Origin of the sequence: Aeromonas sp. HMWF015 (genome assembly GCF_963878965.1) — a bacterium.
GTDB classification, from domain to species: domain Bacteria; phylum Pseudomonadota; class Gammaproteobacteria; order Enterobacterales; family Aeromonadaceae; genus Aeromonas; species Aeromonas veronii.
Window position 1 is genome coordinate 1 of record NZ_CAWNZT010000294.1, and the last position, 20692, is coordinate 20692.

Annotated in this window: 21 protein-coding genes; 6 read left to right on the forward strand and 15 right to left on the reverse strand. The window is 60.4% G+C overall.

Going from position 1 to position 20692, the window contains the following annotated elements; all coding sequences use genetic code 11:
- Positions 1–530: 530 nt before the first annotated feature.
- The 9 genes from AACS18_RS15010 to AACS18_RS15050 all read right to left on the reverse strand — a co-directional run bounded on the left by AACS18_RS15010 (position 531) and on the right by AACS18_RS15050 (position 8481).
- Entirely contained in the window at positions 531–2168 is a 1638-nt protein-coding gene (locus AACS18_RS15010) for a methyl-accepting chemotaxis protein (protein WP_108612618.1), read from the reverse strand.
- Between the two features lie 276 nt (positions 2169–2444).
- Positions 2445–3305: a TIGR03899 family protein gene (locus AACS18_RS15015; protein ID WP_019444767.1), complete on the reverse strand. Its 861-nt coding sequence runs from the start codon at positions 3303–3305 to the stop codon at positions 2445–2447.
- Between the two features lie 104 nt (positions 3306–3409).
- Positions 3410–3883, reverse strand: a complete 474-nt coding sequence (locus AACS18_RS15020; RefSeq protein WP_026034852.1) for a DUF3299 domain-containing protein — start codon at positions 3881–3883, stop codon at positions 3410–3412.
- Positions 3884–3914: 31 nt separating this feature from the next.
- Positions 3915–5162, reverse strand: a complete 1248-nt coding sequence (locus AACS18_RS15025; protein ID WP_108612588.1) for an ABC transporter permease — start codon at positions 5160–5162, stop codon at positions 3915–3917.
- On the reverse strand, positions 5156–5845 hold the full coding sequence (locus tag AACS18_RS15030; RefSeq protein WP_005335686.1) for an ABC transporter ATP-binding protein: 690 nt from the start codon (positions 5843–5845) through the stop codon (positions 5156–5158). Before AACS18_RS15030 ends, AACS18_RS15025 begins: the two co-directional genes overlap by 7 nt.
- Before the next feature lie 4 nt (positions 5846–5849).
- Entirely contained in the window at positions 5850–6452 is a 603-nt protein-coding gene (locus AACS18_RS15035) for a DUF2796 domain-containing protein (RefSeq protein WP_108612589.1), read from the reverse strand.
- A gap of 31 nt (positions 6453–6483) precedes the next feature.
- The gene (locus AACS18_RS15040) at positions 6484–6783 is read right to left on the reverse strand and encodes a DUF2607 family protein (protein WP_108540380.1); all 300 of its coding nucleotides are present in this window, start codon (positions 6781–6783) and stop codon (positions 6484–6486) included.
- A gap of 44 nt (positions 6784–6827) precedes the next feature.
- The gene (locus tag AACS18_RS15045; RefSeq protein ID WP_064335472.1) at positions 6828–7370 is read right to left on the reverse strand and encodes a YtfJ family protein; all 543 of its coding nucleotides are present in this window, start codon (positions 7368–7370) and stop codon (positions 6828–6830) included.
- Positions 7371–7590: 220 nt separating this feature from the next.
- Complete coding sequence (locus AACS18_RS15050; RefSeq protein WP_005335678.1) at positions 7591–8481, reverse strand: hypothetical protein; 891 nt, start codon at positions 8479–8481, stop codon at positions 7591–7593.
- 139 nt (positions 8482–8620) lie between these two features.
- Here AACS18_RS15050 and AACS18_RS15055 point away from each other — a divergent pair, with 139 nt between their 5' ends.
- Entirely contained in the window at positions 8621–8968 is a 348-nt protein-coding gene (locus tag AACS18_RS15055; RefSeq protein ID WP_108612590.1) for a hypothetical protein, read from the forward strand.
- 29 nt (positions 8969–8997) lie between these two features.
- Here AACS18_RS15055 and ppa read toward each other — a convergent pair whose 3' ends face one another.
- From ppa to AACS18_RS15070, 3 genes are all read right to left on the reverse strand, one after another.
- Positions 8998–9528, reverse strand: coding sequence for an inorganic diphosphatase (ppa, locus tag AACS18_RS15060; RefSeq protein ID WP_005335667.1), 531 nt, complete (start codon positions 9526–9528; stop codon positions 8998–9000).
- Between the two features lie 216 nt (positions 9529–9744).
- Positions 9745–11325, reverse strand: coding sequence for a DUF3369 domain-containing protein (locus AACS18_RS15065; RefSeq protein WP_108612591.1), 1581 nt, complete (start codon positions 11323–11325; stop codon positions 9745–9747).
- A gap of 109 nt (positions 11326–11434) precedes the next feature.
- Positions 11435–12316, reverse strand: coding sequence for a LysR family transcriptional regulator (locus tag AACS18_RS15070; protein ID WP_021229560.1), 882 nt, complete (start codon positions 12314–12316; stop codon positions 11435–11437).
- 158 nt (positions 12317–12474) lie between these two features.
- Here AACS18_RS15070 and AACS18_RS15075 point away from each other — a divergent pair, with 158 nt between their 5' ends.
- Complete coding sequence (locus AACS18_RS15075; RefSeq protein WP_108612592.1) at positions 12475–12861, forward strand: DMT family transporter; 387 nt, start codon at positions 12475–12477, stop codon at positions 12859–12861.
- Positions 12858–13178 carry an SMR family transporter gene (locus tag AACS18_RS15080; protein WP_005335659.1) on the forward strand — a complete coding sequence of 107 codons (321 nt, stop codon included), beginning with the start codon at positions 12858–12860 and terminating at the stop codon, positions 13176–13178. The genes AACS18_RS15075 and AACS18_RS15080 overlap by 4 nt, the downstream gene beginning before the upstream one ends.
- 78 nt (positions 13179–13256) lie before the next feature.
- Here the strand turns inward: AACS18_RS15080 and gloA2 are convergent, their stop codons facing one another.
- The 3 genes from gloA2 to hrpB all read right to left on the reverse strand — a co-directional run bounded on the left by gloA2 (position 13257) and on the right by hrpB (position 18556).
- Positions 13257–13658 (reverse strand): SMU1112c/YaeR family gloxylase I-like metalloprotein, encoded by a 402-nt coding sequence (gene gloA2, locus AACS18_RS15085; protein ID WP_108612593.1) that lies wholly within the window; start codon positions 13656–13658, stop codon positions 13257–13259.
- A gap of 58 nt (positions 13659–13716) precedes the next feature.
- Positions 13717–16035, reverse strand: coding sequence for a penicillin-binding protein 1B (gene mrcB / locus AACS18_RS15090; protein ID WP_108612594.1), 2319 nt, complete (start codon positions 16033–16035; stop codon positions 13717–13719).
- Between the two features lie 73 nt (positions 16036–16108).
- Positions 16109–18556, reverse strand: a complete 2448-nt coding sequence (hrpB, locus tag AACS18_RS15095) for an ATP-dependent helicase HrpB (protein WP_108612595.1) — start codon at positions 18554–18556, stop codon at positions 16109–16111.
- 178 nt (positions 18557–18734) lie between these two features.
- Between hrpB and thpR the strand changes: the two genes are divergently transcribed.
- The 3 genes from thpR (at position 18735) to dksA (ending at position 20586) form a co-directional block, all read left to right on the forward strand.
- Positions 18735–19277, forward strand: a complete 543-nt coding sequence (gene thpR, locus AACS18_RS15100) for an RNA 2',3'-cyclic phosphodiesterase (protein WP_108612596.1) — start codon at positions 18735–18737, stop codon at positions 19275–19277.
- Positions 19274–20017, forward strand: coding sequence for a DNA/RNA nuclease SfsA (gene sfsA, locus AACS18_RS15105; RefSeq protein ID WP_108612597.1), 744 nt, complete (start codon positions 19274–19276; stop codon positions 20015–20017). The genes thpR and sfsA overlap by 4 nt, the downstream gene beginning before the upstream one ends.
- Positions 20018–20136: 119 nt before the next feature.
- A complete protein-coding gene (gene dksA, locus AACS18_RS15110; protein WP_005335644.1) occupies positions 20137–20586 on the forward strand; it encodes an RNA polymerase-binding protein DksA in 450 nt (149 codons plus the stop codon).
- Positions 20587–20692 lie beyond the last annotated feature (106 nt).

Genomic DNA, 20692 nt, shown 5'->3' on the forward strand with positions numbered 1-20692 from the left:
TTTCATGTTTTGTATTGTCAACGTCTATGTGATAAAGAACACTGCTAATAATCCTTTTAATCTTTATCTTACTTTCATGTTCTAAAACTTCCATTTCGTTTCCTCAAATGACTATTAATAAATTGGAATTAGAATGTTCACTATTTTGTAGCAGCACGGATTGTGCAGCATTTGCATATTGACACCACCAGACAAGGCTACCGCCCCCTGAATCCCAGCCTCCAGTCTGCTGCTTTTTACCTGCGATTTGGCACTGGCTTGGCTCATGGCTGACTCCGACAAGAGGTTGCCAAGCGGCTATGTTACCGAACGGGGCTGGGGTGAAAAGCACAAGCGGGTCGTTTCCTGAGCAAGATCAATAAATTAATCATTAATGGGTTTAAATGTGGTCACTCAACCGCTTGGGCCCATCAGCGCAGATGGAAATCGGACAGTGAAATGGCAGTGTCGCCGTTTGTTGGCGGGCATTAAAAAACCCTATGGGCCCAAAGGCCCATAGGGTTTTTCTGCGGTGATTGTTGGTGTAGTGGTTATCTGGCTTGGCGTACCGGCACGGCGCGGGTGGTGGCCACTTCGTAGCGGCTCTGGCTTGTCGGAGCGCCCTTCTGGAACTGGCGTACCAGCCGGTCGAGATCGCTTAACTGATTTACCAGCTGGGTGATGCCGTGCACGGCGTGTTGGCTGCCGACGCTGGAGTCATCGGCCAGGGTCTTGATGCTGAGCACGTTGCGGTTGATCTCGGCGGTAACGTGGGACTGCTCCTGCACCGCCTGGGCAATCTGGCTACTGCCGGAGGCCACCTGCTGCAACATGTTGTTGATCTGCTGGAGTATGTTGCCGGTAGCGGTGGCCTTCTGCTGGCAACTGTCGGCAAGTTGGCAGCCCTTCTCCATCGCTTGCTCAGCCTCGCCAGAGCTGTTTTGCAGCTCGGTGATCATCTTCTGGATCTCGCTGGTCGAGGATTGGGTCTTGATGGCGAGGGTCCGGATCTCGTCGGCCACTACCGAGAAGCCGCGACCCGCTTCGCCAGCCCGGGCCGCTTCGATGGCGGCGTTAAGGGCCAGCAGGTTGGTCTGGTTGGCGATGTTGTTGATCACATCGAGGATGCCGTCGATATCGCGGCAGTGGCCGACCAGCGCACTGATCACGCTCTTGGAGGTGATCAGCTCGCTGTTCATGCCTGCCACGGCAGCTACGGTTTCGGCCACGCTACTGTTGCCGCTCTTGAACAGCACGGCCGTTTTATCCAGCAGGCTGGAGGAGTCAGTCGAGCTTTGTGACACCTCGCGAATGGATTCCGACATTTCGGTCACGGCAGTGGCTACCTGATTGGTTTCGGCCTGCTGCTGCTGCAGGTTGTCGGTGATGGATTCGGCGTTGCGCAGATCCCCCTCGGCGGCCTGCAGGATCTTGCTGCAAGTCTGCTGGGTGCGGGCCAGCACGGCGTTGAACTCGGCCTGATTCATTACCATCGAGAGTTCTATGGCGGCGATATTGTCCACCTTGTTGGTGTAGAGCAACTGCATCAGCGGGTTGTCAAAGCGGCTGCGGGCCATCTTGTTGAGCTTGCCGAGGCGACGGGAGAGGGCATTCAGGGTGATGGCCGCTATCGCCAGCGGCAGGGCGGCCAGCGCCAGTTGCCAGTTCATATCGTGGCTGTAGCCCAGGGCAAACATGGCGAGCAGGCTCAGCAGCAGACAGAGGTTGATAGCCAGGGTATGGGAGAAGGTGGGCAACTTGAGCGCCAGCGGCAGCTTGTTGTTGCGCAGGTCGGCATAGACCTTCTCGGCCCGCTGTTTGATCTCCTCGCTCGGGGCGGTGCGCACCGACTGATACTCCACCACCCGGCCGCTGGCATCCTTGATGGGGGTGACAAAGGCGCTGACCCAGTAGTGATCGCCATTCTTGCAGCGATTTTTCACCGGCCCCATCCAGCTCTTGCCATCCCTGATGTGACCCCACAGATCGGCAAAGGCCTGTTTCGGCATGTCAGGATGACGCACCAGATTGTGGTGCTCCCCCTTCAGCTCGTCGAGCGAGAAGCCTGCAATATCGCAGAACTCATCGTTGGCGTAGGTGATGCGGCTCTCCAGATCCGTGGTGGAGATCAGGCTCTGGTGGTCTGGATAGAGACGTTCTCTTTGGGTAACCGGTTGATTGATTCTCATGGCCTTGCTCCCGAGCTGTGGTGGTTGAATTTTGATCTGCATCAAGACATCTGCAAGGGGCGGGCCAGCTGGCAAAAAATAATGATTGATGTGTTATTAGCGAGGTTTGGAGAGGAAAAACGCGTGGTTGTTTGCAATATGCAACGGATCTGACGGAGTGTGCCTCTGCGGCATCTGCAATTTGCAACCTATTCTGGGCAAGCTCATAAGCTTGGAGCCAGCAGCTTGATGAGAAGGAACCATGAACCGACGGGGCATCCGCTGCCCCGCCAGAGATCAGGGGAGAGGGTCGGGAGCGGGTGAGGAGGGGGCGCTGACGAGCTGCATCACTTCAATCTGGATACCCTGCACCAGCACGGTTTTCAGATCCTGCAGGTACTCCTCCAGCGGCGACTCTTGCAGCAGTTGGGCGAGCTCGTTGCCCACCGGGGTGAGCCGGTAGTAGAGCAGGGTGATGTTGTTCTGCTTGCACTGCAGCCGCCAGCGCTGGTTGCCAAACTCCAGCTCGACCCCATCGGCGGGCAGCGGGCCGGACTCCAGCTCCGCGCGATGCAGCAGTCCCAGCTCAAACAGTTGCAGCAGGGCGTTGTAGGGCAGTCGGTATTTGCCAAGGCCAAGGCGCGTTGCCTTGGCGCGACTCAGCAGGGTGGCCCCCTTGTGCAGCCCCAGCAGCAGTCGCTGCTCGTCGCTGCCGGTGTAGTGGCAAGTCAGTGAACAGATGCGCTGAAACAGCTGGGCCTCGCGCTGGGTCATCTCTTTGAGGGTGGCGAGCGCCCGTATGGAGAAGCGGCCCGGGGTGGCGACTTCCAGCGCGAAGATCCGCCCCCATAGCTGCTGCATCGGCACCATGCTGATATCTTCCGCCAGTTGCAGGAAGCGGGTCAGCCAGTCGCTGTCCATCTCGCCGCCAGCAGCGGTCTCTTCGCAGTGGCGGGAGGCCATCACCATGATGGCTTCCAGATTGCGCTGGCGAGCGGCCTGATCCGCCAGATGGCGAAAGGTGGCGCGCTGTTCGAAGGTGCTGTCGCTGTTGCGGGTGAGCATGCCGTCGATGCCGCGACTGCGGGCCAGACGCAGGGTCTGCTCCTGGCTGCTCAGGATCGAACTCTCTTTTTTCGGGGGGGGGAGGTCTGCCATGCTGACTCCATTCGCACAGGTTCTGGAGCTGAATGTTACTCCAACCGGGATGCCAAGATAACAAAGCGGCCTCCGTGGAGGCCGCTTTTTTTGCAATGAGAGGATTACTCCTCGTAGACGCTCACCTCGACCGCTTCCATCGAATAGGAGGCGGTGGCCATCTCGTGGCTGGAGCTGACAGTGCGCATCTTGCCTTTCACCCAGATGGCATCCCACAGATCATCCACCGGTGCACCCTTGGGGTAGCTCACATAGATCACCTGATTGGTGGGGGGCGGCGGCACATGGATGCAGGCACCGAAGTAGGGCACCAGCAGGAAGGCGGTGATCTTCTTGGCGTCCCCTTCCAGCGGCACCACGAAGCCCGGAATGCGCACATCCTGGTTGTCCAGCTTCTTGTTTACCCCACCCACCGGTTGCGGCACCGACATGGGATCTTCGTGATTGACCTGGGGTGGTGGCAGCAGTTTCTCCCCTTCCGGGATGAGCACATCCCAGTCGATGGTCTTGTAATCGGCGGCCAGGGCGGGCAACACCAGCAGGCTGGCGAGCAGCGCCACAATTTTCCACTTCATCATCTGTCCTTCTGTTTCGATTTTGGGCGTCTCGCTAGACGCGAATGCTCATGCCATCGCTCAGGCTGTAGCGGTAAGCGCGGGCAGCAGGAAGCAGGCCGATCACCATGCCTGCCAGCCAGACTACCCCCAGCAACTGCCACTCGTAGGTGCTCGGCAGCCCCAGACTCAGTTGCAGGCCATAGTGGCTGAGCAGCCAGGGCGAGGCAAGCCCCTGCCCCAGATAGAGCACTGCGACCCCGAGAGCGATGCCAACCGTGGTCAGCGCCATCGCTTCCAGCGCCAGCAGCAGGAACAGATGGGCAGGGCCCGCACCGAGGGATCGCAAGATGGCGAGCTCCCGGCGCCGCTCGTTAAGCCCCGCCAGCAATGTGGTCAGCATGCCGATCAGGCCCGCCACCACCACGAAACCGGCGATCACCGACAGCGCGGTTTCCGCCACGCTCATCAGGCTCCACAGCTCCTGCAGGGCGGCCCCCGGCAGGAGCGCCATCAGCGGCTCTTTGGGATAGGTGTTGACGCTACGCTGCAGCTGGAACGCCAGGATCCGGTTGCTCAAGCCCACCATAAAGGCGGTGATGGTTTTCGGGGTGAGATCCTGCGCCAGCGCCTGCTCCGGCGTCACGTTCTTGCTGTGGCGGCCGGTATCCCAGCCCAGATGGATCGCCTCTATCCCCGCCAGCGGCACATGGATGGTGCGATCAATGGGCGTGCCGGTCGGCGCCAGAATGCCCACCACCTTGAACGGCAGGTTGTCGTGCTGGCTGAACGAGGTGTTGCCAGCGCCGTGGGCGATGACGATGGATTGGTCAAGGTGATAGCCGAGCTTCTCGGCCACCTGGGCGCCAAGCACGGCTTCAAACGGCGTCTCAAACGGCCGCCCCTCGCGCATTTGCAGCGACTGTTGCTGACCGTACTTCAGGTGAGTGAAGTAGTCCCCATTGGTGCCGAGCACCCGAAATCCCTTGTGGGAGTCGCCAAGGGAAAGCGGGATGGTCCAGGCGACGCCCGGTTTCTGTTTGATGGCCTGATAGGAGTCCCACCCCACGTTGTTGGTGGGGTTGCCGATGCGAAACACCGAGTAGAGCAGCAGGTTCACCTGACCGGAGCGGGCGCCGACGATGAGATCGGTCCCCGAGACGGTGTTGGAGAAACTTTCGCGGGCCTGGGTGCGCACCCGCTCCACCCCGAGTAGCAGGGTGACGCTGATGGCGACGGCCAGCAGGGTTAGCCCGGCGGTAAGGCGGCGGGCCCAGAGACTTTGCAGGGCGAGCTTTAGCATGATGCCCTCCGGTTGAGCTGTTGCAGGTTTTCGACCCGCGGGAACAGGGGTTCGAGATAAGGGTCGTGGCTGACGAAGATCAGGGTCGAACCCTGCTTGTCGCACTCCTCGAACAACAGCTTGATAAAGGCCGCCCGGTTGTCGGTGTCGAGGGCCGAGGTGGGCTCGTCGGCGATCACCAGTGGCGGCGAGCCGATCAGCGCCCGCGCGGCGGCAACCCGCTGCTGCTGGCCGATGCTGAGGGCATGGACGGGACGATGCAGCGCGTCGTCCGGCAGTTGCAGCTCCGCCAGCAGACGGCGCGCCTCCTGCTCCGGACTCCCTTGCAGGCGGGCCCGTTTGGCGGGCGAAAAGGTGAGGGCAGCGGTCACGTTGTCCTGCACCGAGAGAAAGGGCAGCAGATTGAACTGCTGGAAGATATAACCCAGATTGGCCGCCCGGAAGTGGTCACGGGCACGGCCAGAGAGCCGGGCCAATGGTTGGCCCAGCACCTCCAGGGTGCCGTGGTTGGCGGTCTGGATCCCGGCCAGCAACCCGAGCAGGGTCGACTTGCCGGAGCCCGATGGGCCCTTGATAAAGACCCGCTCACCCTCGCGGATGGTGAGGGCGGGCAGATCGAGTACAGCGTCGCCACCTGGCCAGGCAAAGGCCAGATCGCGGATCTCAACCACGGCTTTTTTCATGGCGTTACCAGCTCAGCTTGTTGGCGGATGGGGTCAGCTCGCCTGCGGTCTGGCCGGTGGGCAGGATCCCCTGCACGCTCAGCTTCTCAAGGCTCGGATAGACGCTGAACAGGGTCGCCTCAAGGCCGGTCAGTTTGGCCGGTGTGGCGCAGGTGTAGGTGTACATGGCGCCCATATCGGCGTGACCCGCTTCGTCATGATCATGGTGGTGTTCATGTTCGTCGCTGGCAGCCTTGTCATGGTCATGGTCATGGTCATGGTCATGGTCATGGTCGTGATCATGCTCTTCTTTGGCAGCTTGCAGCTCCTGCTGGGTCAGTTTGCAGCCAGCGGCCGGGTCGAAGCGGAACAGGGCATCAGGCTGCTGGAGGCGGGCGACCGCCTTGGCATACTGCGCCTTCTCTTCATCGCTCTTGGCGGCGTGCTCGAAGCCCACCAGATCGGCTGCAGGTGCCTGCAGCTCGATCATCAGTTGGTCACCATCGACCACCAGATTGAGGTGGCCGTGGCCATGCTCGTGGGCGCCGTGGCTGTGGCTCTCGTGTTCGTCGTGATTTGCGTGTGCGCCAAAGGCCGCTGCGGCCAGCAACAGAGTAACTGCTTTCATCTTTAATCCTTTTTCAAAATAAATAGCTAAATTAAACAAAGGGATAGAGAGAAGCAGAGGCGGGCGGCGCGCGGATGGCATAGCTGTGAAGCGTGGCGGTATCCGCCGAGCGTTGCATGGTTGCAATAACAGGCAGAACAGAGGTCGAACCGGGGAAACAATAGGGGGTAGCGGTGATGACCTGCTTGCCATCCAGATGGAGGGCGCAAATCAGGCAGTGATGGTCATCGTGGCCGGGCAGGGCGGATTCAAACTGGTGCCGGGCAAGGGCAGGCTGCAGCCATAACCAGCCCAGCAGCAAGATCCAGATTTTCAGCTTGATACGACCCATAGACCCTTATGGAAAGGGCGCCATCAGCGCCCTTTCTCTCTGACTTAGAGATGGGACTTGATGAGCCCCATCACGGTAGCAATGTTGTTGGCATCGAGCTGGCCATCTTTGGCAAACAGCACCTTGCCCTCTTTATCCAGCAGGATGATCGCCGAGCTTTCCGGCGTCAGATCCCAGGCGTTGCGCGCCATGCCCTTGGCATCCAGCACCATGGCGGACCAGGGGAACTCTTTCTTGCTGTCCTCGGCACTGCTCTTCACGAAGCCGGAGGTACCCCAGATGGCGTCATTGCTGTTGATGACGGTAACGGTCTGGTACTTGTCTTGCGGCAGCTTGGCGGCCTTGATCGCCTCGATCATCGGGGCGTTCAGCTCCTTGGCACTGGAGCGACCGGCAATATGCTGGATCAGGAACACCTTGCCGGTGAGCGAGGTGCTCTGCCACGGCTGGTAGCCGATATCCTTGCCGTTCAGTACCAGCTCACCCTTGTCGCTGATATTGACCAGCGGAACCGGGTTGCCATCCTTGAAGTTGTGAGCAAAGACCAGAGATGGCAGCAGCGCCAAAGTAAGTACGAGATGTTTCATCCTGATGACACTCCATTTGTTATGTTATAACGAGTTTCGGATTGAGGGAATGGGCGAGCTTCATCCTAAACTGATCGGATCTGTTTAAAAAGTGTTAAATAAGATCGCGATTCAGAAGCGTCGGCGCCCCGCCAGTCAGGGGGTTTGCTGGCAAGGGCGGCTAGGATGGCATGACATCGATAAAAATCAATGAATTGGCTGCTGGTCTGAGCTGTCTGCGTCAGTAGAGCGACTCGCTGATGAGGGGGATCTTGGCCATGGTCATCTGCTGGGCCAGCAGGGACGAGCCGGTCAGCAGCACATGGCGCTGATTGTTGATCACCACCACATCACCGGGTACGCCACTGTCTGCCGTAATGGCCAGCCAGGCAGGGGAGACGCTGCCGATGCTGATATCCGGATAGATGATGCTGAGCACATATTGCGGCGCCAGCTCCGCCAGCAGACTGGCCATCAGCAGCGCCTTCTCGTCGCTGTCGGCCTTGTTATCTTGCAGTGCCTGCAGCGGCGGCGCGAAGTGATCCAGCTGCTCCGGCTGGGTCGGGATGGCGTTCAGCCACTCCTGCAGCAGGCTGACGCTGGTGGCGAGATCCTTGGCGGCAAACTGCTGTGCCAGCGGCTTTAGATGCCCCTTGAAGTGGTAGAAGAGCTGGGAGTAATCGGGTCGCACGCAAGGCAGCTTGCGATTGGCCGGATGGACGCAGGGTATCACCCTCATCTGGTAGAAGGCATCCTCCTGATACTGCTGGTAGGCTTGCCAGAACAGCAGCGATTCCATGCTGTCGTCCCGCAGGGTGAAGGCCTGCTCCAGATTGCGAAACTTGGTGGCGGTTTCGGGGCTGCTCTGATTGATCAGGTTGATGCTGTTGTAGAGCCGCGGGCTGATGTAGGCGTAAAGGGTCTCCAGCGGATTGGTGAGAGAGGCCTTCAGCAGGCTCATCTCGTGGCGACTGGCGGCCATCACCTGATCGTCGGTGGTCAGCTGGAAGTGCTTGCGCTGGCCATCGGTGGATTGCCACTGCCAGCTCATGTTGATTTCGCTGGCGTTGCTTGTAGCACCAAGAGTGGTGCAGAGAGTGAGGCTGAGCAACAGCGCGGGGGTCAGCTTCATGGTGGTGCTTCCTGCCGTGGACGATAATTAACAACTAGGTGAGCCGGCACCACTTTGGTGATGTTTCGTTTTGTGATCTGGATAACAGATTGATGTGACTTTTAATTTAATTGTGAAATTAAGTCACTCTGGAGGAGTTATGAAGCCTTGGATCATAGTGCTGTCGGGGTTGCTCAGCCTGCCAGCCATGGCGGGTCAGGTGATTGTCAACAAGGGGATGTCCGTTGCGGATACCTTTGCCCTGCGCGATCAGTTGGCGCGCGAACACGAATGGCAGGAGTGGCTGCGCTACCAGCAGGCCATCAAGTGGCTGGAGGTATTGCCAGTCAACTGCGAGCTGATGAGCCAGCCGGGCGGCGGCTATCGCTGTGGCGGTCATTACTATCGTCCCTACCAGAAAGATGGCCGTGAAATATACATTCAGGGCAATCCTGCCGAAGATGCAGCCGGTCAGCTGCCGCAAACACCAACAAAAAAGGCGCCATAAGGCGCCTTTTTTTACAAACCGAGTGACGCTTACTTGGCAGCGTAACGCTCGGCAGAGGTCTTGATCTCGGCTTCGGCAGCGGCCTTGTCGCCCCAACCTTCCACCTTGACCCATTTGCCCGCTTCCAGCTCTTTGTAGCGCTCGAAGAAGTGCTGGATCTGGGCTTTCAGCAGTTCCGGCAGATCGTTCACATCCTGGATGTGGTCGTATTGCTTGGTCAGCTTGGAGTGCGGTACAGCAACGATCTTGGCATCTTCGCCAGATTCGTCGGTCATCTTCAGCACGCCAACCGGGCGGCAGCGAATGACGGAACCGGCCAGCAGCGGGTAGGGGGTCGGAACCAGTACGTCGACGGGGTCACCATCCAGAGAGAGGGTCGCGTTCACGTAGCCGTAGTTGCACGGATAGAACATCGGGGTAGACATGAAGCGATCGACGAAAATAGCACCGCTGTCCTTGTCGACTTCGTATTTGATCGGGTCGGCATTCTGCGGGATTTCGATGATGACATAGATATCGTCGGGCAGGCTCTTGCCAGCCGGTACCAGGTTCAGGCTCATGATAATTCCTTCGTTGTTAGTATCAGGTTTGCAGGCCGATATTATAGCGATGTGATGTTAAATGACCATATTTCAGCGGCTATCGCTAACAAAGAAGGGGGATGTTTCCGGTTTGCGGCGCTTTGATGTGTGCGGGATGCAACAAAACGGCTGTTTTGATGCCCTCCCGCTGACCTTGGTCACCGGCAGGGCATGTGGAGTTGCGAGCAAAGAGGGTCAGAGCGAGTAGGGGAGTCTCGACTCGTTGACCAGTCGCGACAGGGCTGTCACTACATGAGGGTCAAACTGGGTGCCGGAGCGGGACTGGATATACTCCATGGTCTGCGCCAGCGTCCAGGGCTCCTTGTAGGGGCGCTTGCTGAGCAGGGCATCGAATACATCGACTACCGCCACAATCCGCGCCGACAGCGGGATCTGCTGGCCAGCCAGCTGCTGCGGGTAGCCCTTGCCATCGAAGTGCTCATGGTGGCCCCGGGCGATCTCGGCGCCGAGAGAGAGGTAGCTGGTTCCCTCCACCATTTCACCCGCCTTGTGCAGGATATTGGCGCCGATGCCGGCATGCTGCTCCATGATGGCCCGCTCTTCCGGGTCGAAACGGCCGGGCTTGTGCAGGATATGATCCGGGGTGCCCACTTTGCCCACATCGTGCAGGATGGAGGCCATGCCGATCATCTCGACAAACTCCGGGGTCAGCTGCTCAGGATAGGCCGCCATCTTCTTCAATTCGGCCACGATGGCATCCGAGAGCTTCTGCACCCGCAAGACATGCTCGCCGGTGTCGGAGTCGCGAAACTCCGCCAGCGCCGCCAGCGCCACCACGGTGGCCTCCTGGGCGCGCAACAACTGGTTGTAGAGATAGAGGTTGTCGTAGGCCGCCGAGATGCGCTGGCAGAAGACATCCAGCAGATCGCACTCGAGGGGATCGAGAGGCTGGGTCGGGGTAAAACTCAGCACGAACTCGCGACCATTCTGGGCGGCGATATAGAGGGAGTCCTGCGGGTGTTCAAAGCTGTTGCAGCGCGCCGCCAGTGCCTTCATGACCGAGTCATTGAGGGTGGGAAAGTCGGTGATCTTGCCATCATCCAGCAGAGTCTCGTAGTCGCCGGTGGCGGCGAGGATCTCCAGCCCCTGTTCGCCGGGACGGCGCTCGGCGCAGATAGCCCCTTCGGTGCCCACATCGAGAATGGCGCTGATCTGTTTCAGCACGCCGGAGGCAAACTCCTTGAGTGAATGAAGATGGTAGAGATCGCCCGCCCCTTCCAGAATTTTGCCGAGCCCCTGCCGGCTCTTGTCGATGGCACTGAGGGTTTCGTATGAACGTAGGGATGCGATGACGGTGGTGTAAAGCTTTTGTACCGTCAGTTCGGTCTTGGTCTTGTAGTCATTGATGTCGTAATCGAGGATCACCCGTTGCTCGGGGGCTTGGCCGGGTTGGCCGGTACGCAGCACGATCCGCACCAGCGAGTTGTGCATTTCGTTGCGGATCCGGTGCACCAGCCGCAGACCTGCATCTTCGGTCTCCATCACCACATCGAGCAGGATCAGCGCAATCCTGGGATTGGCCTCCAGCATACGGCCAGCCTCGGCGCCGCTGTAGGCATTGAGCAGCTCCAGCGGGCGGGATTTGTAGTGAATGTTGGAGAGGGCCAGGCGGGTGGCATGATGGATATCCGGCTCATCATCCACGATCAGCACTTGCCATGGGTTGAGTGCCTTGGGGACCACGACCTCCTCATCATCGAGTTCGATGATGTCGTCGTCCAGCAAGATATCGTCCTTGTCTTGGGCACTGCTCATATCGGTTACGCCTCCGGCGCTCAATGAGTATGTGAACAGTATGCACGATCACATCCGCTAGGATCATCAGGATAAGCAGATATCGTGAGCTGGCTCGGCCTCTTTATCGCTACTCGAAAGGTTCCAGATATCCCTGGATCGACTTCTTCAACCAGGCCAACACCTTGCCGTGATAGGCGTTTTCCGCCAGATAGACCCCGTAATCCCGCCACTGCAGGCTGAACTTGTGTTTCAGGGTCAGCAGGGAGCCTTGTCGCAGCTGACTCTGGATCAGTGGCGAGGGGAGCACTGCCCAGCCCAGTCCGTCCAGCACCGCATTGCGCATCAACTCGAAGCTGGAGAGGCCGATATGCTGGCCTCCCACAGGTAGCAGGCTTTTTACCGAAAATTCATCTACATACGAGAGGGTGACCTGGGTGTGATCGGTCAGATCCTGCTGTTTGACCCGCTTCAGTCCGGCCAGCGGATGGCTGGGTGCCACCACCATCAGAGTGCGGATCGGGTTGAGCACGTCGATATTGAGGCCGCTGCGCTCCTGATCTTCGGTAATAAGGCCAAAGGCGGCATCGACGAATCCCTCTTCCACCAGCGCCGGCAGTTCGGGTGGGGAGGCGAGCACCAGCGAGATACTGGTGCCGGGAAACTGATTGTGCAGGCTGGCCAGCATCTCGCGCCACACCGGTTCGGGAATCGCGTCATCGCGGGCGACTCGCAGCGCCACTTCGGCCCCCGAGGCGTAATGTTTGCACTTCTGCTGCAGGCTGTTGGCTGCCTGTAGCAGGCGGGTGCAATCATCCAGCACCAGCTCGCCGATTTCGGTCAGGCGACTCTGATTGGCACCTCGTTCAAAAAGTTCGACGCCAAGCTCAACTTCCAGCGCCGCGATGGAGGTGCTGACGGCGCTGCGGCTTTTGCCGAGACGACGGGCGGTATTGGCAATAGAGCCGCTATTGGCTGACTCTACAAAGAGTTCTATCTGATATAGCTTCATGTTTTACAGGCTGTGGCGGAGTTTTTCACCATCACCTTAGCGTGCCGAACCAAGGCAAGGCAAACCTGTGGCGTCGGAATAATCGACGCTGAGCGATTGTCGCGAGTTGCTTCTCCCCGTTTACCATCTCTCTCGTCGAAGCAACAAAGGCATCTTATATGTTATTAAGTCGTATGTTTCTGGCCCGGCTGTTTTTGACCGGTGCCATCGTGACCGAGGTCGCCGGTACCTCCAGCATGGCCATGATCCCCGAGCAGGGAGCTGGCTGGATGAACTACATCCCGATGTGGCTGTTGATCGGTTTCTCGTACTGGTTGCTGGCGAAAGCCGCCAAAACAATCTCCATTGGTATTGCGTTTGCGCTCTGGGAGGGGCTCGGGATCACCCTGATCACCATAGTGTCGGTCATGTTCCTTGGTTACGATGTGACCGTTCAGGAGCTGATTGGCCTGGCTCTCGCGATAGTGGGGATTGTTATGGTGACCATAGGGGAGACCCATGATGAGCCCGCAGACAAGTCAGTAGAAGCGGAGGCCACAGCATGAGTCCGTTTGTGATTGTACTGGGGGCCGCACTGATCGATATCGGCGCCAACATGGCCATCAACCGCTCCAAGGGTTTTCGTTACAAGGGGTGGGGCTTCCTGGGGATCATGCTGGTACTCGGCGCCTTTACCCTGCTCTCGGAAGCGGTAAGTGGCGGCCAGATTGACCTGGCTGTTGCCTACGCCACCTGGGGGGCTATCGGCATCGTCGGTACGGCGCTGGGTGGTTTGCTCTTCTTCGGTGAGCGGCTCAAGCCCATCGGCTGGGCTGGCATGATGGTGATGGCGCTGGCTGTCGTTATGCTGACTACCGCCTGATAACCTGAAGCAATAAGAAAAGCCGCCCGGTAGCAACCGGGCGGCTTTTGTTTGGCTGATTGCTTGGTCGCTGCAGGCTCAGCGCAGCGCTTCGTAGAGCTCCAGCGGCAGGCCGTCGGGGTCGGCGAAGAAGGTAAAGCGTTTGCCGGTCAGCTCGTCCACCCGCACCGGCTCTACCTCGACCCGATGGGCCAGCAGGTGGGCGATGACCCGGTCAAGGTCGCAGACCCGAAAGGCGAGATGGCGCAGGCCGCACGCCTCGGGCCTGGAGGGGCGCTCGGGAGGCGAGGGGAAGCTGAACAGCTCCAGCTGGCTGCCGTCCGGCAGGGCCAGATCCAGTTTCCACGACTGGCGTGCCTCGCGCAGGGTCTCGGCGATGATGGGCAGCCCCAGCACCTCGTGGTAGAAGTGGCGTGAGCGTGGGTAATCGCTGGCGATGATGGCCACATGGTGGATGGCGTCAAACAGCGGAAAGGTCATGGTGTTTCCTTGTCAGCAGCATAGTGAACGGGCAGCCTGCACTGCCCGTGTCGTTGATCTAGTTGAAGAAACCGCCGAACCAGTCATCCAGCGCACTACGCGGCGATGCACTGCTGGCGCAACCGGCCGGGGAGCCCATGGTGGAGGCTTTGGCCGGCACCTGCAGGCTGCCCGGGCAGTCGCTGGTGACGCGGGTGCCGCTGGCGCGGGAGAAGTTGGCCCAGGTGACCCCTTCCGGCATCTTCAATCCCAGACTGTTGACGCCGCGCTGGCTCATGTAGCCGCTAAAGAGCTGCAGGGCACCGCTGGCACCGGTCAAACCCGCCGGGGTGTTGTCGTCGCGACCGACCCAGATACTGACCAGCTCGTTGTTGTCCATCCCGGCAAACCAGGAGTCGCGCAGCTCGTTGGTGGTGCCTGTCTTGGCCGCCATGGTGGCGCCGGGGAACTTGGCACTGAGCGCGCGGGCTGTGCCCTGACTCACCGTCTTGGTCATGGCGAACAGGGTCAGCCAGCTTGCTTGCTGGTCGGTGACCCGCTTGGCGGTCTGATCATGCTGATAGAGCAGGCTGCCATCACCGTTGATTACGGCGCGAATGGCCGACAGCGGCTGGGTCAGTCCCTGATTGGCGATGGGCAGATACATCTGGTTCACCTCCAGCGGGGAGAGGGCAACCGCCCCCAGCACCAGCGACGGATAGGGCTGGATCTCCTGCTGGACTCCCAGCTTGTGCAGGGTATCGACAACCTTCTCCAGCCCCACCTGCAGACCCAGATTGACGGTCGGCACGTTGAGGGAGCTGGCCAACGCATCCATCAGCGGCACGCTCTGGCGGAACTTGCGATCGTAGTTTTGCGGCGTCCAGACCTGACCATCCTGACCGCGAATACGGATCGGCTGATCTTTAAGCGGGGTCGCCAGCGTCAGGCCGTTGGAGAGGCCGGTGAGGTAGACCGCCGGTTTCACCAGCGAGCCGATCTGGCGGCGGGCATCCAGCGCCCGGTTGAACCCGGCGTAGCGGGGATCGCGACCGCCCACCAGCGCCACCACTTCGCCCTTATGCCAGTCGGAGACCACCATGGCCGCCTCCAGCTTCTTCTTGCCGCGCAGTTTTTCGATATCGGCGAGGCCCGATTCGACCGCCCGCTCGGCCGCATGCTGGGCGATGGGGTCGAGGCTGGTGAAGATCTTGAGGCCAGACTGCTTGAGCAGATCTGAGCCGAAGCGGCTCTGGATCTCCCGCTTGAGCAGTCCCATAAAGGCCGGGGTGCGACCATAGCTCATCTGGCCGCGGGCGATGATGCCGAGGGGCTGGCGGCTGGCCAGCTCATATTCGGCCTGAGTCAGGCTGCCGTGATCCATCAGCAGCTTCAGCACCAGATCACGGCGGGTTTTGGCACGCTCCGGGAAGCGCCAGGGATCGTAATAGGAGGGGCCTTTGACCAGACCGACCAGCAGGGCGACCTGATCGATATCCAGCTCGTTGACCGGAATGCCGAAGTAGAAGTAGGAGGCGAGGCCGAAACCGTAGACCCCTTGCGAGAAGTTCTGCCCCAGATAGACCTCGTTGAGGTAGGACTCCAGAATCTCGTCCTTGCTGTAGCGATAGTCGATCAGCACCGCCATATAGGCTTCCTGCAGTTTTCGCCACAGGCTGCGTTCACGGGTCAGGAAGAAGTTTTTGGCCAGCTGCTGGGTCAGGGTACTGCCCCCCTGCACGGTACGACCCGCGATCAGGTTGGCGAACATGGCGCGCATGATGGCCACCGGCGAGACGCCGCCATGCTGGTAGAAGTCGCGATCTTCGGTGGTGAGCAGGGTCACCAGCAGGCTGTCGGGCACTTCGGCGATACGTACCAGCAGGCGATCTTCCCGATCTTCGGTATTGAGGCGATCGAGCAGCACCGGGTCCATCTGGGCGTAACCGAGCTGGCGCTGGTTCTCCAGTGACTGGATCCCCTCAAGGCGCGGGCCGTTGAAGGTGAGGCGCAGGCCACGGGCTCCGTCGGCGCCGTCATAGAACTCGAACGGACGGCGAATCAGCTCGATGCGGTTGCCGTTGATGGTGTATTCACCCGGCGTGTGAGGCTGGCGCACCTGCTTGTAGCTCAGCATGTTGAGCTCGCGCAGCATCTGGTCCCGCGACAGGCGCTGGCTGGGGTAGAGCTCCAGCGGGCGGCTGTAGACCATCACCGGCAGCTGCCACTTCTCGCCATCGAAGCGCTCGCGCACCTTGGTATCGAGGTAGATGCCAAACACCACCATAAAGGCCGCCACCACCAGGGAGAGCTTGAAGCCAAGCCAGAACAGCTTGCGCCAGATGGTGCGTTTGGGCGCTGCCTTCTTGGGGGCACGCTTGCGTCGTTGGGTTGCCATAAATCCTCTTTGCTTTCCTTTCTACTTGTTATGTCGCATTCGCGAACGTTCGAGCGGGATTAACCCGTCGAACCTAGATGCCCATCTTCTTTTTGGTAACTTTGGTCGGCATCGCCTCCAGCGGATTATCCGGCCAGTAGTGGCGGGGATAGCGCCCCTTCATCTCTTTTTTCACCTGCTCGTAGGAGCCAGCCCAGAAGGCAGCCAGATCGGCGGTGATCTGCAGCGGCCGCTGGGCGGGGGAGAGCAGCTCCACCACCAGCGGCACCCGGCCATCGGCCACGCAGGGGGTCGAACCTTGCCCGAACATCTCCTGAATACGCACCGGGATCACCGGTGCCTGACCCGGCTGATAGCGGATCCGCACCCGGCTGCCAGTGGGCGCCGCAAAGTGGCTCGGCAGCGCCTCGTCCAGCCGCTTGGGCAACGGCCAGGGCAGGGATTGGCGCAGGATGTCGCCGAGGTTGAGCTTTTTCAACTGCTCCAGCCGGGTCATACCGCTCACCGCTGGCAGCAGCCACTGTTCCAGCGTGGTCAGCAAATTTTCCTCATCCATCGCGGGCCACTTCTCATTGGGCAGCCAGTCGCGGGCGCAGCGCAGACGGGCCAGCAGCCCTTCGCTGCTCTCGTCCCACGGCAGCACATGCAGCCCCTTGCGGCGAATGCCTTGCAGCAGGCAGCGCCCTTTCTGCTCGTCAGAGAGTTCGGTCTGCGGTCGCTGGCTCAGCACCAGTTCGCCGATCACCTGCTGGCGTTCGGCGCGCACCCGCTCTTCCCGTTCATCCCAGTCGAACCACTGCCGTTCGCTGACCAGTTCCGGCAGCAGGCGTACCAGCTCGTCCAGATCGACCGGTTCGGCGATAAAGATGCGGCTGCCGCGATCGTTCTGCCCCATTTCGATAGCGATAAGGGCTGCTTGTCCCTGACAGGGATGACCTTCTACCAGATCGCAGCTCACCCCACCACTGAGTTGATAGCGACTGCCGCTGCGCAGCTTGCCGATGCGATCCGGCCAGGTGAGGGCGCAGAGCAGCCCCAGCCACTGGCCCTGTGCATTGGCAGGGCGGGCGCCAAGCCGTTCAAACCAGCGGGCAGCGTTCTGGCGCAGGGCGTTTTGACGGCGGTGGAACAGCACAGAGAGGCGCTCCGATCCTCGCAGATCTTCTTCCTGCAACGCCACCAGATAAGCAGCATCGGCGACAATCCCTGTCAGACCCTCGGATTCCAGCTCGCGGGCGCGCAGCAGCATGCGGGCGAGGCGAGGGTGGGTACCGAAGGCGGCCATGGCGCGGCCAGCGGGAGTGAGTTGTTGCTCACCCTCCGGCTTCATGGCACCAAGGGCCACCAGCAGCCGCTGGGCACTGGCCACCGCAGCGGCGGGGGGCATGTCCAGCAGCGGCAGATCTTCCACCTTGGCCCCCCACTGGGCGGCGTCCAGCAGCAGACCGGTCAGCTCCTGAGTGAGAATATCTGGCGGGCTCTGCTCGGCGAGCCGCTCCTGCACCTCGCTGCTCCAGAGCCGGTAGCAGACGCCGGGGCCGAGACGACCGGCGCGACCGGCCCGCTGGGTGGCGGAGGATTTGGCTATCTGGCGGGTCTCCAGTCGGGTGACGCCGCTTTTCAGATCATAGGAGGCCCGTCGTTCCAGCCCGCTGTCGATCACCACCGAAATCCCCTCGATGGTGAGGGAGGTCTCCGCCACATTGGTGGTGAGCACCAGCTTACGGCGGCCCGCTGGTGCCGGTTCGATGGCCGCCTGCTGGGCCGCCATATCGAGGCGACCGTAGAGGGGGGCGAGGGTCACGTCGTCCGGCAGTTTGTCTGCCAACCACTGCGCCAACCGCTCGATCTCACCCTGTCCCGGCAGAAAGACCAGCAGGCTGCCATCTTGCTCGGCCAGCGCTTCGAGTACCACGGCGCCGACCTGCGGCTCCAGCCACTGCTGGCGGTTGGCTGGGCGGTAGTGGTAGTCGATGGGGAAACCGCGCCCTTCCGAGCGAACCACAGGGGCATCCGGCAACAAGGTCTCGAGTGCCATGCCATCAAGGGTTGCGGACATAATCAAAAGCTTGAGGTCATCGCGCAGCCCTTGCTGGCTCTCGATAGCGAAGGCCAGCGCGGTATCGGCGTGCAGACTGCGTTCGTGGAACTCATCGAAGATCACCAGCGAGACGTTAGTAAGCTCGGGATCCTGCTGCAACATCCGGGTCAGCACCCCTTCGGTGACGATCTCGAGCCGGGTCGCTGAGCTGGTGCGGCTCTCGCCACGCACCCGCAGGCCGATACGCTCGCCCACCTTCTCCCCCAGCTGGCGCGCCAGAAAAGTGGCGATATTGCGCGCAGCCAGGCGCCTTGGTTCCAGCATGATGATGCGGCAGGGCAGCCGGTTCTGGCGCACCAGCTCCAGCGGCAGCAGGGTCGATTTGCCCGCGCCGGGTGGCGCCTGCAGGATCACGCGGGTGTGGCTGTCGAGGGCGGCAAAGAGTTCGGGCAATACCGAAACGATGGGGAGCTGGGACAAAGCGATGAGCACCTTCTGTGGCAACCGGTAAAACGGCGCCTATTCTGCCACAGCCGCCCGCGCCACCGTGAGTGGATGTGCGGATATGGCCACTCGGGCGGGAGGCTGGCGAGACATGGCCGGATAGCTGCCATAGAATGGGCCCATCCAATGAGCGTGAAAAAGGCATTATCACCACATGGCCAAACTCTTCTTTGCCCTGCCCGTCAAGGAGCTCGCTCCCGAGCTCATCGCCTGGCGCGATCAGCTGCCCTGGCCCGGTCAGCCGGTGCCGCAAGCCAACCTTCATCTGACCCTCGCCTTTCTGGGGGAAGCGGACGAGTTGACCACCCGCCGCCTGATCGCCGCCGTGGAGCGTCAGCACTGTCCGCCGCTCTCCATCAGGCTGGATGAGACCGGCTGGTTCAGCCGGGCCAAGGCCGCCTGGATTGGCCCGAAGGAGTGGCCCAACGAGCTGACCGTGCTGGCGAAGGCGCTGCGCCGCCACGGTGAGAAGTTGCGTCTTGGCAATGGTGAGCAGGGTTATCGCCCCCACGTCACCCTGTCGCGCAAGGCGGGCGAGGCGCCTGCCATCCTGCCAGCCCCAAATTTTCTGCTGCAGGCCGATGAGTTCTGCCTCTATCAATCCATCTCGACTTCGGACGGGGTGCGCTATGAGCCGCTTGCCTGCTGGCCGCTGCGTGCCCGGGTAAAAGAAGACGCGCGGAGGGCTAACCCGTGATCTTTGATCCCCCCCTGCAATCGGGCCAGCTGGTGGCCCGCTACAAGCGCTTTCTGACCGATGTGCAACTCGATAACGGCGAGGTCATCACCATCCATTGTGCCAACACCGGTGCCATGACCGGTTGTGCCGATCCTGGCACCCGGGTCTGGTACTCCACCTCCGATAACCCCAAGCGCAAGCTGCCCAACAGCTGGGAGATCGCCGAGAGCCCGGCGGGCCATTTTATCTGCGTCAACACGGCGCGCGCCAACCAGATCGCCCGGGAGTTGATCGAGCAGGAGGCCATCGCTCCGCTGGCGGGGTACAGCCGGTTGCGCACCGAGGTGAGGTATGGCGAAGAGAACAGTCGCATCGATCTGTTGCTGGAAGATGACGAAAAGGGCAATTGTTACATCGAGGTAAAATCGGTCACCCTGCTCGACGAGCGGGAGGAGGCTGGCATGGGCTACTTCCCCGATGCGGTCACCGCCCGTGGTGCCAAGCATTTGCGTGAATTAATGGCCATGAAAGCGGCGGGCCACAGGGCCGTGCTGCTCTTTATGGTGTTGCACTCCGGAATAAGCCGGATGCGCCCTGCAACCCATATAGATCCGCACTATAGTCTGCTAATTGAGCAGGTAATCGCGGCGGGGGTTGAAATTTTATGCTATCGGCCCCATGTTGGGGTGCAAGGCATGGTGGCTCAAGGGTTTATCCCGTTTGAATCTGGTCACCTGTTACCCGAGGGGAGTGCATAAATATTGGAGTGGGTAACATTATTGGTACGGCTCGTTTGCTTACCCGTTACCCTTCTGCTATAGATGTCGCCCTCAATTTATGGATGGCACGGGTAGCGTGCTGAATTAGGAGACAGGGCATGCCAACAGGCGAAAACAGGAAATCTCTGGGCCCCCTGGCCATTGCGGGTGTCGCGCCTTACCAGGAAAAGCCGGGTGAGGAGTACATGAATGACCAACAAAAGGCGCATTTTCGCAAGATCCTGGGTGCCTGGCGCAACCAACTGATGCAGGAAGTTGATCGTACCGTCGACCATATGAAAGACGAGGCTGCCAACTTCCCGGATCCCGTGGATCGTGCCGCGCAAGAAGAAGAGTTCGCTCTTGAACTGCGTACCCGCGACCGTGAACGCAAGCTGATCAAGAAGATCGAGAAGACCTTGCAGCTGCTTGAAGACGATGATTTCGGTTACTGCGAACACTGCGGTATCGAGATCGGTATCCGTCGTCTGGAAGCCCGTCCGACTGCCGACCTCTGTGTCGATTGCAAGACGCTGGCCGAGATCAAGGAAAAACAGATGGCCGGTTGATCCCGACCCTCTGGTATATGAAAAAGGGAGCTCGCGGGCTCCCTTTTTTATTGAGCTTTTGGCTGTCGCGCCCCAGAATGCAGCCTCAATGAATCGCTTACCCGAA

What these genes read in the sequence shown, in the direction of transcription:
- gloA2 (WP_108612593.1), bottom strand. Translation starts at nt 13,658, where the DNA reads ATGACCTTTCCGCTGTTTGACGCCATCCACCATGTGGCCATCATCGCC.
- AACS18_RS15065 (WP_108612591.1), bottom strand. Translation starts at nt 11,325, where the DNA reads ATGAGCAGTGCCCAAGACAAGGACGATATCTTGCTGGACGACGACATC.
- AACS18_RS15010 (WP_108612618.1), bottom strand. Translation starts at nt 2,168, where the DNA reads ATGAGAATCAATCAACCGGTTACCCAAAGAGAACGTCTCTATCCAGAC.
- AACS18_RS15070 (WP_021229560.1), bottom strand. Translation starts at nt 12,316, where the DNA reads ATGAAGCTATATCAGATAGAACTCTTTGTAGAGTCAGCCAATAGCGGC.
- AACS18_RS15055 (WP_108612590.1), top strand. Translation starts at nt 8,621, where the DNA reads ATGAAGCCTTGGATCATAGTGCTGTCGGGGTTGCTCAGCCTGCCAGCC.
- AACS18_RS15080 (WP_005335659.1), top strand. Translation starts at nt 12,858, where the DNA reads ATGAGTCCGTTTGTGATTGTACTGGGGGCCGCACTGATCGATATCGGC.
- AACS18_RS15040 (WP_108540380.1), bottom strand. Translation starts at nt 6,783, where the DNA reads ATGGGTCGTATCAAGCTGAAAATCTGGATCTTGCTGCTGGGCTGGTTA.
- AACS18_RS15030 (WP_005335686.1), bottom strand. Translation starts at nt 5,845, where the DNA reads ATGAAAAAAGCCGTGGTTGAGATCCGCGATCTGGCCTTTGCCTGGCCA.
- AACS18_RS15015 (WP_019444767.1), bottom strand. Translation starts at nt 3,305, where the DNA reads ATGGCAGACCTCCCCCCCCCGAAAAAAGAGAGTTCGATCCTGAGCAGC.
- AACS18_RS15025 (WP_108612588.1), bottom strand. Translation starts at nt 5,162, where the DNA reads ATGCTAAAGCTCGCCCTGCAAAGTCTCTGGGCCCGCCGCCTTACCGCC.
- AACS18_RS15035 (WP_108612589.1), bottom strand. Translation starts at nt 6,452, where the DNA reads ATGAAAGCAGTTACTCTGTTGCTGGCCGCAGCGGCCTTTGGCGCACAC.
- mrcB (WP_108612594.1), bottom strand. Translation starts at nt 16,035, where the DNA reads ATGGCAACCCAACGACGCAAGCGTGCCCCCAAGAAGGCAGCGCCCAAA.
- AACS18_RS15075 (WP_108612592.1), top strand. Translation starts at nt 12,475, where the DNA reads ATGTTATTAAGTCGTATGTTTCTGGCCCGGCTGTTTTTGACCGGTGCC.
- AACS18_RS15045 (WP_064335472.1), bottom strand. Translation starts at nt 7,370, where the DNA reads ATGAAACATCTCGTACTTACTTTGGCGCTGCTGCCATCTCTGGTCTTT.
- ppa (WP_005335667.1), bottom strand. Translation starts at nt 9,528, where the DNA reads ATGAGCCTGAACCTGGTACCGGCTGGCAAGAGCCTGCCCGACGATATC.
- AACS18_RS15050 (WP_005335678.1), bottom strand. Translation starts at nt 8,481, where the DNA reads ATGAAGCTGACCCCCGCGCTGTTGCTCAGCCTCACTCTCTGCACCACT.
- thpR (WP_108612596.1), top strand. Translation starts at nt 18,735, where the DNA reads ATGGCCAAACTCTTCTTTGCCCTGCCCGTCAAGGAGCTCGCTCCCGAG.
- AACS18_RS15020 (WP_026034852.1), bottom strand. Translation starts at nt 3,883, where the DNA reads ATGATGAAGTGGAAAATTGTGGCGCTGCTCGCCAGCCTGCTGGTGTTG.
- dksA (WP_005335644.1), top strand. Translation starts at nt 20,137, where the DNA reads ATGCCAACAGGCGAAAACAGGAAATCTCTGGGCCCCCTGGCCATTGCG.